General features: G+C 51.4%; 15 protein-coding genes and 1 pseudogene. 7 read left to right on the forward strand and 9 right to left on the reverse strand.

Annotation, left to right across the window (positions count from 1 at the left end; translation table 11 throughout):
• Window positions 1-418: 418 nt before the first annotated feature.
• Together ACKWMY_RS03850 and ACKWMY_RS03855 are read right to left on the reverse strand one after the other, a co-directional pair.
• Entirely contained in the window at window positions 419-1858 is a 1440-nt protein-coding gene (locus ACKWMY_RS03850; RefSeq protein WP_409485920.1) for a type III restriction endonuclease subunit R, read from the reverse strand.
• A 122-nt stretch (window positions 1859-1980) separates the two neighbouring features.
• Window positions 1981-3717, reverse strand: a complete 1737-nt coding sequence (locus ACKWMY_RS03855; RefSeq protein ID WP_409485921.1) for a recombinase family protein — start codon at window positions 3715-3717, stop codon at window positions 1981-1983.
• On the opposite strand from ACKWMY_RS03855, the gene ACKWMY_RS03860 reads away from it, so the two are divergent.
• The 4 genes from ACKWMY_RS03860 to ACKWMY_RS03875 are packed head-to-tail and all read left to right on the forward strand — an operon-like array spanning window position 3716 to window position 6085.
• On the forward strand, window positions 3716-4102 hold the full coding sequence (locus ACKWMY_RS03860) for an ArsC family reductase (RefSeq protein ID WP_409485922.1): 387 nt from the start codon (window positions 3716-3718) through the stop codon (window positions 4100-4102). The two genes, ACKWMY_RS03855 and ACKWMY_RS03860, sit on opposite strands and share 2 nt — an antisense overlap.
• Complete coding sequence (dapE, locus tag ACKWMY_RS03865; protein ID WP_409485923.1) at window positions 4099-5226, forward strand: succinyl-diaminopimelate desuccinylase; 1128 nt, start codon at window positions 4099-4101, stop codon at window positions 5224-5226. Before ACKWMY_RS03860 ends, dapE begins: the two co-directional genes overlap by 4 nt.
• Complete coding sequence (locus ACKWMY_RS03870) at window positions 5223-5897, forward strand: M15 family metallopeptidase (protein ID WP_211134988.1); 675 nt, start codon at window positions 5223-5225, stop codon at window positions 5895-5897. The genes dapE and ACKWMY_RS03870 overlap by 4 nt, the downstream gene beginning before the upstream one ends.
• A 2-nt stretch (window positions 5898-5899) precedes the next feature.
• On the forward strand, window positions 5900-6085 hold the full coding sequence (locus ACKWMY_RS03875) for a YpfN family protein (protein WP_021178743.1): 186 nt from the start codon (window positions 5900-5902) through the stop codon (window positions 6083-6085).
• A 28-nt stretch (window positions 6086-6113) separates the two neighbouring features.
• On the opposite strand, the gene ypfH is transcribed toward ACKWMY_RS03875, so the two are convergent.
• The 6 genes and pseudogenes from ypfH to dapA all read right to left on the reverse strand — a co-directional run bounded on the left by ypfH (window position 6114) and on the right by dapA (window position 12873).
• Window positions 6114-6803 carry an esterase gene (gene ypfH / locus ACKWMY_RS03880; RefSeq protein ID WP_409485924.1) on the reverse strand — a complete coding sequence of 230 codons (690 nt, stop codon included), beginning with the start codon at window positions 6801-6803 and terminating at the stop codon, window positions 6114-6116.
• 108 nt (window positions 6804-6911) lie between these two features.
• Complete coding sequence (locus ACKWMY_RS03885) at window positions 6912-8921, reverse strand: tRNA(Met) cytidine acetyltransferase TmcA (protein WP_409485925.1); 2010 nt, start codon at window positions 8919-8921, stop codon at window positions 6912-6914.
• Between the two features lie 56 nt (window positions 8922-8977).
• Window positions 8978-9844 (reverse strand): annotated as a pseudogene (locus ACKWMY_RS03890) (neutral zinc metallopeptidase).
• 198 nt (window positions 9845-10042) lie between these two features.
• Window positions 10043-10756, reverse strand: coding sequence for a phosphoribosylaminoimidazolesuccinocarboxamide synthase (purC, locus tag ACKWMY_RS03895; RefSeq protein ID WP_021178747.1), 714 nt, complete (start codon window positions 10754-10756; stop codon window positions 10043-10045).
• Window positions 10757-10922: 166 nt separating this feature from the next.
• Entirely contained in the window at window positions 10923-11975 is a 1053-nt protein-coding gene (bamC, locus tag ACKWMY_RS03900) for an outer membrane protein assembly factor BamC (RefSeq protein WP_074031444.1), read from the reverse strand.
• 16 nt (window positions 11976-11991) lie between these two features.
• Window positions 11992-12873 (reverse strand): 4-hydroxy-tetrahydrodipicolinate synthase, encoded by an 882-nt coding sequence (dapA, locus tag ACKWMY_RS03905; RefSeq protein ID WP_021807111.1) that lies wholly within the window; start codon window positions 12871-12873, stop codon window positions 11992-11994.
• Window positions 12874-12981: 108 nt separating this feature from the next.
• Here dapA and ACKWMY_RS03910 point away from each other — a divergent pair, with 108 nt between their 5' ends.
• Window positions 12982-13587 (forward strand): glycine cleavage system transcriptional repressor, encoded by a 606-nt coding sequence (locus ACKWMY_RS03910; RefSeq protein ID WP_071784392.1) that lies wholly within the window; start codon window positions 12982-12984, stop codon window positions 13585-13587.
• A 2-nt stretch (window positions 13588-13589) separates the two neighbouring features.
• Entirely contained in the window at window positions 13590-14054 is a 465-nt protein-coding gene (gene bcp, locus ACKWMY_RS03915; protein ID WP_021178751.1) for a thioredoxin-dependent thiol peroxidase, read from the forward strand.
• A 42-nt stretch (window positions 14055-14096) separates the two neighbouring features.
• Here the strand turns inward: bcp and ACKWMY_RS03920 are convergent, their stop codons facing one another.
• Window positions 14097-15173: an AI-2E family transporter gene (locus ACKWMY_RS03920; protein WP_024527067.1), complete on the reverse strand. Its 1077-nt coding sequence runs from the start codon at window positions 15171-15173 to the stop codon at window positions 14097-14099.
• A gap of 304 nt (window positions 15174-15477) precedes the next feature.
• Here ACKWMY_RS03920 and ACKWMY_RS03925 point away from each other — a divergent pair, with 304 nt between their 5' ends.
• Window positions 15478-16947: a M48 family metallopeptidase gene (locus tag ACKWMY_RS03925; protein WP_261160573.1), complete on the forward strand. Its 1470-nt coding sequence runs from the start codon at window positions 15478-15480 to the stop codon at window positions 16945-16947.
• Window positions 16948-16959: the final 12 nt, after the last annotated feature.

Consider the following 16959-nt stretch of genomic DNA (forward strand, 5'->3'; position numbering starts at 1 on the left):
TTCCAGTAAATGAAACAGCAGATACCCCGCTAAGTATACAAAGACATTATTGGTATAATAAGTAATTAAATAACAATCAGTTATGTACTTACTGACAGAACAAAAAACGCGATTGGTTCGCTCCGCCAGTGACCGAAGGGAACGCAGCAGTAGAACCGAATCCAGCGAACAGTACTCGCTTGCGGGTACTGTTTAATCGTTTATATAATTATAACAATGGGATAGCTATCAAGTACTCACTGCGTGAGCACTCTCACTAACTGCCCGAATCAGTTCGCTTGCTTCGCCGCTCCTGACTTCAGACAGTTAACTCGCTTTCGCTCTTTGTCATGTCGGAAATTTATTACCTAAATACATTATAAGGTGTTATTTTTCCGACATTTGATCTTATGATGGTGTTTCTGACAAATAAGCGGGGCTATTTCTGTTTCTTTTGTACAGCTTTTTCGTACTTCTCGTACATGGCTGCCCTTTCCTCAGTACTGAGATCTACATTGGCAGTACTGGCAAGAAACGCTCTGAACGCATAAAAATCAAGCTCCGTGTGTGCCTTAGCCCAGCGTCTGAAACGCGTTGCTTTAGTGTCATCAAGAGTGAAACGCTTTTCCTTGTTCATTGAGCCTTGCGGCCTGCCTCTCTGCCCTTGTTCGTCATCATCAATACCGAGATCTATGTACTCAATGTTATCCGTAAGTGATCTGGCCTGCCATTCATCAAAAACATAAACGGTCTGCGTTTCAGTACTGTCGAAATTCCTCGAAATCCCTCGTAGTACGAACTGGTGTAAACTTTCGTACTCCCTCGCAACGTGTATTGCTTCGCCGTCAATCTCAAAGAACAATTCGCACTGTTTAGCTTCTGTTTCAGAGGGACGCATACAAGCCAACCAAACGCACGTCATAAGGTGCTGGTACTGGTTGAATCCTCTGGCATCCGGGCTTATCTCTGTGCCGTTCTTGAGGCTCTGAGAATCGCTTTTATTCTTCGTCCAGTAGAAATCCTGTCCCTCAAGTTCTCCATCAATAAATGAGTATATTTTTTGTACTTTGCCAGAGTTGTTAGTTTTCCATGTCTTTGATAGCTTATGATTTTTTGAGAAGTAATAAACTTTTAATCTCTCTTTGAGTTCTGTTTTTCGTGTCAGTAATCCTTCAAGTTCAGTACTTTCAAAGAGATCTTTATTGCCTTTATAGATCAATGACTTTTCAAAATTAGCACCAAGAAAAGTAATTGATACGTTTTTGTACTTATTGAGATCTTTCCATGCGGTAATATTAAGTTGTTCCTTTTCCTCATCGGTAAAGTACTGATTATTCATTATAAAAAGATCATTATCATTCAATACTGAAAGTTGATTTAAAATGTTCTTTACTACATCACCCTCAACTTTTGGATTTCTTTCAGCTGCAATATACATGTTTCTTTCATCTAATGACTGTACTTTGTGGATTAAATCATTACGGATAACGTTTTTTATTTCAGCACTACCTTCATTTATGTTCTGAAAAGAGTGGAAATTAGTCACGTCGTCAATATAAACATTCCAGTTAGATAACAATTCATAGGGGATTTTGAAAAACGTTTTATCTGTTATGATTAATGTTTTATTACTTCCAGATGAGAGAAATTCAATAGCTGAACTAATAACACTTTCATCTTTTGGTACTGTATCCGTAATAATATACTCACAGTTATTAAGTTGCTTTGCTGTCTGCTTAATAAGTTCTTGAGTGTTCTGTACTACAATATATTTTTCAGTGCTGTTATTGATTATATTACATATGGCTGTGGTTTTGCCTGAACCACACTCAGCAGATACGTACTTAAACTTGTTATAAATAGGTGTGGAGTTACTCATTTGCACACGCTCCATATTGATTAGTTTAGAAAGGCCGATTCGTTCCAGTGAGTCGGCCTTTTGTCTTTTTTGTTATTAATATTTAGGCATTCCTACGGGAGCATCATTCAATGACAATATCTTTATTCAAGCCATTCAATATATTCTTCATTGATATAATACTCAAAATCAATAGGCTCTCGCCCAGCCATCATTATCATATACTTTTGAATTTCTTCTACATTTTTATCTTTACTAGCTTTTAACGTCCAGACATCACCTTTAGACTGCACTTGAAACACTAGTTTTTCATTTTCAGAGAAGCTATATGTTCTCCATCCGTCTTGTTGTTCAATTTCTCCAATAGCTTCTATTGTGGATTTTTTCTTATTGATCAATAAAACATGTTTAATACATTCATCATTATAATAATTAATATCAGCAAGGACATAGTTTTTATTCGGTAATACATCAATACGTTTTATGACCTTTCGTAGTTCTAACTCCAGTTTTGAACGCTCAATGATATTTGAAATTTCATGTATATCTTCAGAAAAATCAATGTTAGTAACATTTGCCGTATCTTTCTTATCTGCAAGTTTTTCTTTAGTATTCTGTAATTTTTCTTCTGCTTGAGATTTTTGATCCAACATGTCAAAACTCGGCATTCGGCCTTGTTGTCTTAGTTTTTCAATTCCTAGACTGAAAGTTTCGATGTAAGTCTCTAACTCTACAATTTCACTCCTTAATATGTCAATATCACTAATTGAATCACTTAGATTGTTTAGTACTTTTTCAATATCAATGCCTTTAACATACTTTAGCACACCTTTTTCAAAAGGCATATATGGCATCATTAATGCCTCACATCCTTTTTTATTTCTTGAGTTATCACATTTTATATAAGTATAACCATTAGTACTACTAGTTGTTAATGCAGAACCACATAAAGAGCATTTTAACAAACTATTGAATACTGTTTTTTTCAAATCGTTACGCACACGGCCTATATAGTTGTGGTTTGCTAATCGTCTCTGAACTTCCGCAAACTCCTCCTCGCTGACAATTTTTGGGTATATTTTATATATTTCAGTAGTTAAAACAACTGTATCATCGTCAAAATTCCGCTCAGTTCTATTAGATGTATACTCACCTTTACATCGTTTATTCCTCAACAAATGACATATTTTAGTACTATCCCATTTTTTGTGGTCAATCAACTTACCAGCAGCATTCAATTGTTGTGCAATCGTATAACTACGTATTCCCGAAAGATATAAATCAAAAACCTCACGTACTAATCTATGATTTTCATTAAGTACATATCTTCCATCAACCACATCAATCCATTTTGGACAGTTTTTGATCATATACTGTCCTTCTTCTATCGCTTTTTTGCGTCGTTTGTCCCAACCTTTCCGTATACGAATAGATTTTAGACAAGACTCTTCGTAAGAACGTTCAGCGATCATAGTCGCAAAAGTTAGGCTATTTGAGTGCTTGCGACTAATGATAAGCCGCTTCTCAACATCATGTAGTTCGATTTGAGCACGATCTAATTGAGAAATGTAATCCACACACTTGAAAGGGTTTTCGCGAGAGAACCGATCGAGGCTTTCAACGATGAGTACCGAGCCTTTGGCTATGTCACCATCATTTACACGCTTGAAAAATCGTCCTAGCCCTGCACTTTCATGCAAATGTTCAGCTTTGAATGCTGAACGCCCTTCATCGATAATTAGCTCATAGTCTGGATCGAAATCCTGCACTGGGGCATTATCTTCAAAATACTTGATGAGCAGCGATTCCTGACGATTTAGTCCATCGCCGGATATCTGTTGCTCTGAACTTACCCTGATATAGAGGTAACATTTTTTCATGAAAGATGATGCTCAAAAAAGTTTGTTTAAGCTCTATGGTATCAAAAATTGTGACACCATCAAAAAAGCCCGCCGCTGGCTGGAAGAACAAGGAGTGGCTTACCAATTCCACGACTACCGCGCAGACGGGCTGGATGAGCAGCTGTTGCGTGATTTTGTCGCGCGCCTGGGCTGGGAACCATTGTTGAATACCCGTGGAACCACCTGGCGTAAACTGGATGAAGCCCAGCGCAATGCCTGCGACAATGCCGATGCCGCCATCGCCCTGATGCTGGAGCAACCGGCCATGATCAAACGCCCCTTGCTGGACGATGGTAAAGGACATGCCCTGCTAGGCTTCAGCAGCGAAAGCTATCAGCAATTTATTACCGAGGTTAACTCATGATCTGCCCTGTTATCGAACTGGCGCAACAGCTTATCAAGCGCCCTTCCCTCAGTCCGCATGACGAAGGCTGTCAGGAGCTGATGATCGCCCGCCTGAAAGCGATTGGCTTTACCGTCGAACCGATGAACTTTGGCGATACGCAAAACTTTTGGGCCTGGCGCGGCCAGGGCAGCACGCTGGCATTTGCTGGCCACACCGATGTGGTGCCAACTGGCGACGAGAAAAATTGGGATAACCCGCCATTTGAGCCTGTCATCCGCGACGGCATGCTTTATGGTCGCGGAGCCGCCGATATGAAAGGTTCCCTGGCCGCCATGGTGGTGGCCGCAGAACGCTTCGTTGCCGCCAACCCCAACCATCAGGGCCGCCTGGCGTTTCTAATCACCTCAGACGAAGAGGCCAGCGCCACTCATGGCACCGTGAAGGTGGTCGAAGCCTTGATGGCTCGCAACGAACGCCTTGATTATTGCCTGGTCGGCGAACCTTCAAGCACCGAGCGGGTCGGAGACGTGGTGAAAAATGGCCGCCGTGGCTCGATCACCGCCAATCTGCGTATCCATGGCGTTCAAGGGCACGTCGCCTATCCGCATCTGGCGGATAACCCGGTTCACCGGGCTATGGCTGCGTTAAACGAACTGGTCACCATTGAGTGGGATCAGGGTAATGAATTCTTCCCGCCAACCAGCATGCAAATTGCCAACGTGCAGGCTGGCACTGGCAGCAACAACGTGATCCCCGGTGAAATGTTCGTGCAGTTCAACTTCCGCTTCAGCACCGAACTGACCGATACCCTGATCAAGCAGCGGGTGCAGGAACTGTTGGATCGCCATAACCTGAATTACAGCATTGATTGGTGGCTGTCTGGCCAACCTTTCCTAACTTCACGCGGTGCCTTGGTCGATGCCGTGGTGAATGCGGTGGAACACTATGCCGAGCTCACTCCGCAATTGCTGACTACCGGTGGTACCTCTGATGGCCGCTTTATCGCCCAGATGGGATCACAGGTGGTTGAGTTGGGGCCGGTCAACACCACCATCCATAAAGTGAATGAATGCGTACATGCGGCCGATCTGCAGTTACTGAGCCGCATGTATCAGCGTATCATGGAGCAACTGGTCGCATGATCAGCGCAGAAATGCTCACCGGACGCTCGACGGAGCATCTCACCGTACTGAGCGGCAATCACCGGCTGCAACCCGCTGCGGTGGTGGCCTTTCAGGCCATGCAACAGGCGGCTGAAGCGGCAGGCTTCGATCTGCAACCGGCCAGTACCTTTCGCGATTTCGACCGGCAACTGGCGATCTGGAATGGCAAGTTCTGCGGAGAGCGGCCAGTATTAGATCATAATAGCCAGCCGATGGATATCCAGCCATTGTCCGCCGCCGAGCGTTGCGAAGCCATTTTGCGGTGGTCGGCCCTGCCGGGTGCCAGCCGTCATCACTGGGGCAGCGATCTGGATGTGTACGATCCGTCGCTATTGCCAGAAGGGCAAAAGTTACAGTTGGAGCCGTGGGAATATGAAGCCGGTGGTTATTTCCATCCGCTCAATCTTTGGTTGACTGCACATATGGCCGAGTTTGGTTTCTATCGCCCGTTTACCGCCGATCAGGGGGGAGTGGCGATGGAACCCTGGCATTTAAGTTATCGCCCGTTGGCGCAGGAGGCCGAGCATTTACTGACGCCCGAGCTGCTGCTGGCGGCCTGGCGAGATAAGGATGTTGCTGGCGCATCTTGGCTCACAAGCCATCTGCCCGCGATATTCTCGCGTTTTGTTCGCCCTGAAGGAAAGGTGTAAACATGCATTGGTTAGCTGACTACTGGTGGATAATCCTGGTGATATTGGCAGGCATTATCATTAGCGGGATCAAGGAATTACGCCGCCTGGATCATCGAAAATTCCTGGCTAACAAGCCTGAATTGCCGCCCCACCGCGATAACAACGCCAAGTGGGACGACGAAGACGACTGGCCGAAAAAGCCATAACCTCAGGGCGCACATAGCGCCCTGCTGTTTATTTAAAGGCGATCAGATCGCCCCGTTTACCAAACATCGCCTCTTCCCAATAGCGCTGTGGCACGTAGTAATGCAAACGCTCCAGAGCAGCATTCATCATGCCCGAGCTGATTGCATGCCCGACGCCTGGCTCAATATCCAACGTCACGTCTGCGCCAACGGCCTGTAACTGAGCCTCAGCCGCTTGCGCATGTTCCGCAGCAATAACGCCGTCCGTCTCACCATGGATCAGGTGTACCACGCTGTCACCAAAATCGGCTTGCGGTAACTGGGCAAAACGGCCGCTGAAGGCCACTACCCGCCCTGCCAGTTTGGCTTCGGCTTTCACCCCTTCCAGAGCCATAATCGAACCCTGCGAAAAACCAACCAGTGCGGTGCCCGCGTAGCTCACGCCGCTGTGTTGCTGCCAGTAGCGCACGGTTTCAACAAAGGTTGGCATCACTTCGGCAATACGCTGTGCGCGGTTGTCTTCAGTGATCCCCTGAACCGAGAACCATTGGCGCCCCTCACCGTTACCAAAAGCGAATGGGCCACCAATGCTCACCACCAAGGCCTGTGGGAAATCTTTGGCGAAGTAACTGCCAATCTCCCCCATCGCCACCGGGTTATCCCCCACGCCATGAAACAGCAGTATCAGTTGCTCTGCCGGTGTTGCGGGGCTTTGGACAACGAAATGCGAGTGTTTCATAGTGGACTCCTCAGGTTAGATACATCCGGGACTGACCCGGCAACTACCCCTTACTATACGCCGCGGAGAAATCAGGAAAATCGGGTTTTATTGAACAACTCTTTCCATTTATTGCAACGACTGCGCCCACTCCTGCCAGTAACGGCAATGTTGCGCATTAAGTTGTTGCAACGCCTGCCCAGCCTCTTGTCGCCAAAGCCGTAGCAAGGCTTTTTGGCCACTCAGGCCATATTGGGTAGCGCACTGGGCCATGGTTTGTTGTTGCTGCAAATGCGCGCGCAATACCGCACAGGGCAGTGAGCTGGTCAACAACAGACGTTGTAGCGCCCCCAGGCTGGCCTCCAAGGGCCGATGGGCAAAGGCAAAACCGGCCAGCTCGCGCCAATCTTCTTCATTTAATAGTGGATCGGCATCATCGTCGAATTCCAACAACAAGTCGCTACGTTGCCGCAACCAGCGCCAATCCCGTGCCAGATGCTTATGCGCTGCATGGCACAGCGCCTCCCCTTGCTCGCTAATAGCTAGCAATGCCATGGCGCTATAACAGCCGCTGCTGGCGTCCGGTTTGTTGCCAATCCTCACCAGGGTGAAACCACAAGATTGCCAGAACCGCCACAGTGGCTCGGTATAGCCGAAGCTGACGGAAAGAAAATCCACCCCCTGCGAGACGCGTTTTTGCTGTTCCACTAACCGGCTGGCGATCCCTTGCTGGCGTAACTCCGGCAACACGGCGATACGGGTAATGCGGCGGGAACGCAGAGTGGGTGCCCACCATTGGCCGCTATGTGCTGCCAAAGATTGAGCAACCAGATTGCCACGTGGCCTTCTGCGCCCCGCCCAAACCTCGTGAGCCAGTTCAACCGATAAGCCACCCTCATCCACCAGCCACAGTGCCCCGACCACCTCATCCTCCAGCGATGCCGCACTGAAGTGCATCCCGGGCGCATCCATCAGGCGGCGTAAATCCAGCGGAGAAGTTCGATAGTGTGCGCTACAGAGCAACGCATAGAAACGTCGTAACCGTTGAGGATCGGCACACAGTTCTGCCTGCTCAATAGCACCAATAGTAGGTGACTGCCCGGCCACTGCCCATACCGGTTCCTCGTTGAACAGCAAGGCATGATCGATAATCCGCTCCAGGGCATCGCCCGCTGCCCAACGCATCGGTTGCTGCAAGCTTAGCGGCTGCCACTGTGGCAAGGTGGCGCAGAACTTCAGTAAAAAACCGCGCCCCGTTCCTTCGTATCCCTGCACCGTTGTTGTCAGTAATACGCGTGGAAAATAGTCCATTAGCTGTTGCAGTAAAGGTCCTGGGATCGCTGCGGCCTCATCCACCAGCAGCCAGCCAACACCCTCTGCACCATGTTCAGCACAATGCTGTAGCAAAGCATCCGGTGCCCAAAACTGGGCCCGTCCGGCGGCCCACTCACTGGCAACGTCGGTAGCGGCGCGGCTCGGGCCGGTGATCCAACAGGCTAACGGGCTGCTGGCCATTAACATCCCCGCCACCGTCGATTTCCCTCGGCCACGCGCAGCGGTTAATACCCAGATCCCAGACTCGGCCGCCAACAACTGGGCCAAAATGGCCTGCTGCTCATCACTCGGATCACCCTGGGGAGCCTGCCAATCTGGCCGTGATGGTAAGGGAGCCAGGCACAAGGGTTCACCTTGCCGCCAGATAGACACTTCGCTATCGGCCAGCAATTGTTGTTGCAGATGGTGGATAAAATGGGGCGTGGCGATCGGCTGTGGGCAATCGCTCCAGCGCAGGCTGTCACTATCTGGCTGCTGCGGCCAGCTTTGCCAAGGTGGCACCAGCAACAGTAACCAGCTACCGGCTTGTAATGTCCCGCATAGCTGGGCCAGCGCTTCAACGTCCAGCCCTACTAACGCATCAAACACCGCATGCAACCGCTCTTGCCCCAGCAAGGTTCTGACCGCGTGACTCCCCAACGCATCGATTCCTGCGGGCGCCTCATTACCGACCCAAGGCCAGTCACCCGGCAGGTGTGCCGCCAGTTGCTGCGCCTGCTCCCGGCACCATTGCGATTCGCCGCTGATCACCAACAGCCGCCGAATACCCTGCTGCTGCATGCGTTGTTGCATTTTTTGTAACATGAATATTGAGGCCTGAAAGCAGAGTGCCGGGCCCTAGGCACCGGCACTGAGTAATATCAACGGGAGGCGAAGGTGTTGCAGGTATTAGGGTCGCCGCTATCGAACCCTTGCTTGAACCAGGTATAACGCTGCTGCGAGGTGCCATGCGTAAAGCTGTCCGGCACCACTCGCCCCTGGCTTTGCTGCTGCAAACGGTCGTCACCAATCGCCTGTGCGGCATTCAGCGCGGCTTGCAGATCGCCCGCTTCCAGCATCTGCTGTTTCTCGGCGTAGTGCCCCCAAACGCCGGCAAAGCAGTCGGCCTGAAGCTCCATTTTCACCGACAGGCGGTTAACCTCTGCCTGGCTAGCCCCTTGCTGCATCTGGCGAACCTTGCGCTCAATCCCCAATAGATTCTGCACGTGGTGGCCCACTTCATGAGCAACCACATAGGCCTGGGCAAAATCACCGCCCGCACCCAGCTTGGTTTTCATATCCTGGTAGAAAGAGAGATCAATATAGACCGTGTCGTCCGCCGGGCAATAGAACGGCCCCATCACCGATTGGCCGGTGCCGCAGCCGGTTCGCGTCGCGCCCCGGTACATGACCAATTTCGGATCCTGATAGTTTTTCCCCATCTGCTTGAAGATCCCCTGCCAGTTATCTTCGGTAGAGGCCAGCACCACCGAGGTAAACTTGGCCAGTTGATCGTCTTGCGGACTGATGCTGGCGCTTTGCTGTTGAGACTGTGGGGAGACATCTCCGCCATTCAGCAGCGGAGTCAGGTCTACCCCGTAGTAACCGGCAACCAGCACCACTACCAGAATGATCAGGCCACCTTTGCCGCCGATAGGTATCCGGGGACCACCACCGCCGCCCAGACCGGAAGACTGCCCACGGCGATCCTCGACATTGTCACTTTCTCAACGCCCTTGCCAACGCATAAATAAACTCCAGAGATGATTTTTAATAATCGTAGGAAACTTGCCCTGGTTACTATTATAAGGCGTTCGTGGCGGATGGAATGCAGTAATTTTCTGGAAAGTGGTGAATGAGGGATGAGAGGCTCGGTTCGATGCTTTGCCCCTTACTCTGCACTCTCCTACCGGGAAAGGGCTAGAGTGAGGGGCATTATTTAACGATTAGTCCAGCTTCACGCCGATACGGCGGGCGACTTCTTCGTAGGCTTCAATCAGGCCACCCAGGCTCTGGCGGAAGCGGTCCTTGTCCATCTTGGCCAGGGTATTCTTGTCCCACAGGCGGCTACCGTCCGGGGAGAATTCATCGCCCAGCACCACTTCGCCGTTGAACAGGCCGAACTCCAGCTTGAAATCGACCAGGATCAGGCCAGCATCGTCAAACAGCTTGCTCAGCACGTCGTTAGCCATGTAGCTAAGCTCGCGCATACGCGCCAGATGCTCTTTGCTCACCCAACCGAAGGTTTCGCAATAGGATTCGTTCACCATTGGGTCGTGCATCGCGTCGTTCTTCAGGAACAGATCAAACAGCGGAGGATTTAGCGGCAAGCCTTCTTCGATACCCAAGCGCTTGACCAAAGAGCCCGCAGCGCGGTTACGGATCACACACTCAACCGGTACCATCTCCAGCTTTTTCACCAGCACTTCGTTATCTGACAGCAGGCGTTCCATTTGCGTTGGGATACCAGCCTCTTCCAGCTTGCTCATAATGAAATGGTTGAACTTGTTGTTCACCATCCCTTTGCGATCGAACTGCTCAATGCGCTGACCATCCAGTGCTGACGTATCGTTACGGAATTCCAACACCAGCAGATCCGGGTTTTCGGTGGTGTAGACGGTTTTTGCCTTGCCGCGATACAGTTCAGCTAGCTTTTGCATCTTAACTTACTCCAATGAGATGGTACCTTCCGGCTGCCAGACAGCCTACTGGGCACAAAATTGACCTGATAAGTTCTTTGGTTTGCTGATAACTATTGTGCCAAATCTGCGACGCAAACGATACCGTATCAGCAAAACAAAAAGGGGCCGTAGCCCCTAGATGTATTTATTTAACGCTGGTTTTACTGAAAGCCGTCTGGAGCACGGCGACCAGCGCATCGTTCTGCGACTGGGTCAACGGCTTACCTTTGGAATCGATAAATTGCAAACTGGTACGGTTATTCAAATCACCAACCTGCAGTTTGTAATCACCCTCTTTCAGTTCAGGATCTTTCGCGCCCAACGCATCCCAATCACTACCGCTCAGGGATTTGTAGGTTACGGCGACGGTACCCTGCGGACGGCTGCGGTCACCCACTTTCATCCCCAGTTTTTCCAGTGCCGGTGGCAAACGATCCCACACTACCGTGTACGGCGCACGCACGATCAGCGTCGGCAAGCCGGTGTCATCCGCGCCGCTCTGCACGTCCAATACGCCAATACGGTTGGCGGACTGGCTGCTCGACAGGTTGTCCTGCTTGTCCAGGCCTTCAACGATGGTGTTCATCATCATACCGTTGTAGCGCTGAACTTCAGAAGGATCGGTAACCTTGTCGGTTTGCCCCTGCTGACGCAGTTCCAGGGTTTTCACCACCAACGCTTGCTGGTAACCCTGTTTCTGTACCGTGATCTGGTAGCGGCCTTCGTACTGGTTGTCTTCATCCAGACGGTTCCACTTCACCCAGTCGGTGGTCAGCGTTTGGCTGGCATCCGTACGTGAGGCGATCGGAATGTTTTTGCTCTGCAACAGGCTGGCTACGCGCGACCACAGGTTATCGTTCTGCGGGCTGCTTTCCAGCAGCAGCGTGCCGCTGTCACCCGCATATTGGCCACGAGAACCGCTCAACAGTGCCAGCGGTTGTACCGGTGGCCGGATATCCAGTTGCTTGCCAACAGCGCCTTTCTGCGCGCTTGCCGGCACTTCATAATTACCGGTTTGTACCGGCAGGATCAGGCCGGACGGCGCGCTCAACGGTTTGAGCGGTGCGGCGTCAAGATAGGCCTCATCGCCGCTAACCTGGCGTTTGTAGCGCTGATCGGTAGAACAAGCCGCCAGCGTCATCACCAGCGCTAATCCCACGACCGTTGCTAGCGTCGACTTTTGCAATGAATAAGCCATCAAATCTCCCTAAGAGTTACAGCAAACCGGCGCTTTTCAACGCACGCTCCACGACAGGACGGGCAGCGTCGGTCAACGGCGTCATAGGCAGACGCATCGTATCGGTTGCCATCAATCCCAATGCCTTACAGGCCCATTTCACCGGAATTGGGTTTGCTTCTACGAACAAATCCTGATGCAAAGGCATCAAGCGCTGATTCAAACGGCGTGCTTCGGCAAAATTGCCTTGCGCCGCCAGGCGGCAAAGTTCAACCATTTCACGCGCTGCCACGTTGGCCGTCACGGAAATCACCCCTTTGCCACCCAGTTGCATGAAGTCCAGACCGCTGGCGTCGTCGCCGCTCAGCAAAATGAAGTCTTCATCATCAACCAGCACTTGGATCTGACTAACACGACTTAAGTTCCCTGTTGCCTCTTTAACGGCAACAATATTCTTAATTTTGGCCAAACGAGCGATCGTTGGCGGCAGCATGTCACAACCGGTGCGTGAAGGCACGTTATAGAGGATCTGCGGCAGATCGGTGCTTTCGGCAATGGCTTTGAAATGCTGGTACAGGCCTTCCTGGGTCGGTCTGTTGTAGTAAGGCGTGACCGACAGGCAGCCCACGACACCGGTATTGCTGAAACGCTGCGTCAGTGAGATAGCCTCGCTGGTGGCGTTGGCACCGGTGCCGGCGATCACTGGAATACGGCCTGCGGCCAGTTCCAGCGTCTGCAAGACCACGTCCACATGTTCGTCATGGGGCAGCGTGGCAGACTCGCCGGTAGTTCCTACGGAAACGATCGCCGCAGTCCCACTGGCTACATGATAATCAATCAGTTTTTTTAGGCTCGCACGATCGACAGCACCTTTGGTGTCCATCGGCGTAACCAGTGCAACAATACTTCCCGTAAACATTGGCCGTCCCCTTCACAAACAAGTTACCCATGGTACTTTTGTCACCTATCCAAAAGCAAGCAAACAACGTGTCTAAGCGCTTGGCAGGCGGTTTTTTTTGTGTTTACCATGGTAACCCCATTCAGTACGACAGGAAGCTGCATTTTGCCTAAGCCTGATGAACACTATCTGGTGATCACCGCACTGGGCGCCGATCGCCCCGGTATCGTCAACGCCATCACCCGCCACGTCAGTAGCTGCGGGTGCAATATCGAAGATAGCCGTCTGGCCATGCTGGGTGAAGAGTTCACCTTCATCATGCTGCTTTCAGGTAGCTGGAACGCGATTACCCTGATCGAATCCACTTTGCCGCAAAAAGGCGCCGAGCTGGATTTACTGATCGTGATGAAACGCACAAACTCGCAAGAAAGACCGCCAATGCCAGCTACAGTGTGGGTACAGGTTGAGGTAAAAGACTCCCCGCATATCATCGAGCGGTTTACCGGCCTGTTTGATTCGAGCCAGATGAACATTGCCGAGCTGGTGTCACGGACTCAGCCAGCAAAAGGTGAGCAGCCCTCGCAGCTCTATATTCAGATCACCGCTCACAGTTCCGGCGGTCAGGATGCCACAAATATTGAACAAGCCTTTTATCGCCTATGTACAGAATTGAATGCGCAAGGCAGTATTAGCGTGGTGAACTATCCACAGCATGATGAGAGAGATGGAGAGTAGTTATGAGCCCATTGAAAGCCGGTGATACAGCGCCGAAATTTAGTTTACTCGACCAGGATGGCGAGGAAATTAACTTGGCCGACTTCCAGGGACAACGAGTACTGGTTTACTTTTATCCCAAAGCCATGACGCCAGGTTGCACCGTGCAAGCCTGCGGGTTACGGGATAACATGGATGAATTGAAAAAGGCGGGTGTCGAAGTGCTGGGCATCAGCACCGATAAACCCGAAAAGCTCTCGCGTTTTGTTGAGAAAGAACTGCTCAATTTCACGCTGCTATCCGACGAAGATCATCAGGTAGCTCAGCAGTTTGGCGTTTGGGGCGAGAAAACCTTCATGGGCAAAACCTATGACGGTATTCACCGTATCAGCTTCCTGATCGGCACCGACGGCAAGGTTGAGAAAGTGTTCGATGATTTCAAGACCACCAATCACCACGAAATCGTTCTGAACTACCTGCAGCAGTAAAGGGTAAAGCGCAGCAGCATCAGTTGCTGCGCTTTACTTTTCTCACTTCACCTCATCACCCACATCCACCAGCATGTCATCCGGCCAGGCGTGGATCACGGCTTTCACCAACGTTGCCAACGGGATGGCGAAGAATACGCCCCAGAACCCCCACAGGCCGCCGAAGATAATCACCGAGAGAATGATCACCAGCGGATGCAGGTTGACCGCCTCGGAGAACAGGATCGGCACCAGCAGGTTGCCATCCAACCCTTGCACCACCAGATAAGCGATAATCAGCGTCCAGAAGTCGGCACCAATGCCCCACTGGAACATGGCCACTACCACCACAGGGATCGTCACCAGCACCGCGCCGATGTATGGGATCAGCACCGAGAGGCCGACCAACACCGCCAAGAGCAGGGAATAACGCATATCCAGGATAAAGAACACCAGATAGGTCGCCACCCCGACGATCACCATCTCCAACACCTTGCCGCGAATATAGTTGGTGATCTGCTGGTTCATCTCGATCCATACCTGCCCTGCCAACCCACGGTTGCGCGGCAGCACCCGGCGTACCGCGTTGATCATCTGCTCTTTATCCTTCAGCAGGAAGAACGCCATCAAAGGGACCAGGATCAGATAGATGGCCAGAGTCAGCAGCCCAACCAGTGAGGCCAGCGAGAATTTCACCACCGATTCTCCCATGCCCGACAGGCGCTCACGCAGGTTCTGCGCCATCATATCAATGATGCCCGCATCCACCAGCGCCGGGTAGCGTGTCGGCAAGGTCGCCGCATAGTTGTAGAACTGATTGAGCATGCCTGGTAAATCGGTCATCAGGTTGATGCCCTGCTGCCAGGCGGTTGGCGCGACCACGAAGACCAACAGCATGGCAATACCGCCAAACACAATCAGCATGATGCTTGCCGCCCAGGTGCGCGAGCATCCCAGGCGCTGAAGGCGAGCGGTAGGCCACTCCAGCAGGTAAGCAAGCACCAGCGCTACCAGCAAGGGGGTCAAGATACCGTGTAAAAAATAAAGGATGCAGAACCCGGCTACCAGGATCACCAGCAGCGCAATAGCCTGCGGATCGGTGAAACGACGTCGGTACCACTGTAATAACATCTCTAACATCAGAGATTGCTCCTTATTCCATCAATGGGGGTGAGGCTCGCCAATCCCTGTGCGGCCGAGCTGGTATGACATGATTTTTAGATAATTTTAGCCCGGTTATCACCGTGCAGACGTTTCAATGTAGGTTGTGGCTGGCTATGATGTGATAGCGTTTTTGCCGCTTAGGCGCACAACCCCTGAAAATGCATTTTTGTGAGCCAACGCACTTTCGCGATGATTGTACTGGAGAGTCTGGCATGGAAGAAGAACTCTTATCTGATGCTGGCGTCTTAGTTGATGACTTTATTGAGGGAATGACCTGACTATGACCATCCGGTTGACTAAAACAGCGCTAACAGTCCTGCTGCTCGGCTCGCTTTGCACCTCTGCGTTGGCGCCGGTTCACGCCCAAACGCAAGACCAACTGCCGGATATGGGGACTTCCGCAGGGGGAACGCTGAGCATCGGCCAGGAACTGACCATGGGCGATTTTTACGTGCGGCAGCTACGCGCAAGCGCCCCGTTGATCAACGATCCACTATTAACCCAGTATATCAACCAGTTGGGTAACCGGCTGGTCGCCAGCGCCTATTCAGTGCGCACCCCGTTCCACTTCTTTCTAGTCCGTAACGACGAGATCAACGCCTTTGCCTTCTTCGGCGGCAACGTGGTGCTGCACTCGGCCCTGTTCCGTGAAACCGACAACGAGAGCCAACTGGCCTCGGTTCTGGCGCATGAAATCTCACACGTGACCCAGCGCCACCTGGCCCGCGCAATGGAAGACCAGCAACGCAACGCGCCACTGACCTGGGTGGGCGCACTAGGTTCTATCCTGCTGGCAATGGCCAACCCAACCATGGGCATGGCGGCGCTGAGCGGTACGCTGGCGGGAACGCAGCAGGGGATGATCAGCTTCACCCAAGCAAATGAACAAGAGGCCGACCGTATCGGTATTCAGGTATTGCAACGCGCCGGGTTCGATCCCGAAGCGATGCCAGACTTCTTGCAAAGGCTGGCCGATCAGTCCCGCTATGCCTCAAAACCCCCGGAAATGCTGCTGACGCACCCGTTGCCGGACAGCCGGCTTTCGGATGCCCGCAACCGCGCCAACCAAATGCCGCGCCATCTGGTGCAATCCAGCCAGGACTATCTGCTAGCGCGGGTACGTACGCTGGGCATGTACAGCTCGGAAGGCTATGGTCTGAGCGAAGACCTGTTGAACACTTACAGCAAAGGCAACATTCGCGAGCAAATAGCCGCCAAATATGGCCGGGCGATCCTGTTCTATGAAGCCAAGAAATACGACGAAGCACGCAATCTTATTCAGCCGCTGTTGGCAAAAGATCCGAAAAACGTCTGGATGCTGGATCTGCTGACCGACATCGATCTGGGTCAGAATAAAGCCGCTCAGGCTATTGCTCGCCTTGAGGCGGTCAATGCGGCGCAAAGCAATAACCCGGTGTTGCTGCTCAACCTGGCGAACGCCTACGTTGAGGGCAATCAACCCGCTCAAGCGTCAAAAATCCTCAACCGTTATACCTTTGCCCATCCAGACGATCCGAACGGCTGGGATCTGTTGGCTCAGGCCAGTGCTGCTCAAGGGTTACGCGATGAAGAACTCTCCGCCCGGGCTGAAAGCCTGGCACTGGCAGGCCGTCTGGATCAGGCAATAGGTTTGCTCAGTAACGCCAGCTCATTGCAAAAGCTGGGCAGCCTGAAACAGGCTCGCTATGATGCGCGGATTGACCAACTGCGTCAGTTGCAAAGAACCTTCAGCAAGTTCCAACGCACTTGATTTGAACAAGGA

The sequence above is a fragment of the Serratia sp. J2 genome (genome assembly GCF_046269175.1).
In the GTDB taxonomy this organism is placed as follows: Bacteria; Pseudomonadota; Gammaproteobacteria; order Enterobacterales; family Enterobacteriaceae; genus Chania; species Chania fonticola_C.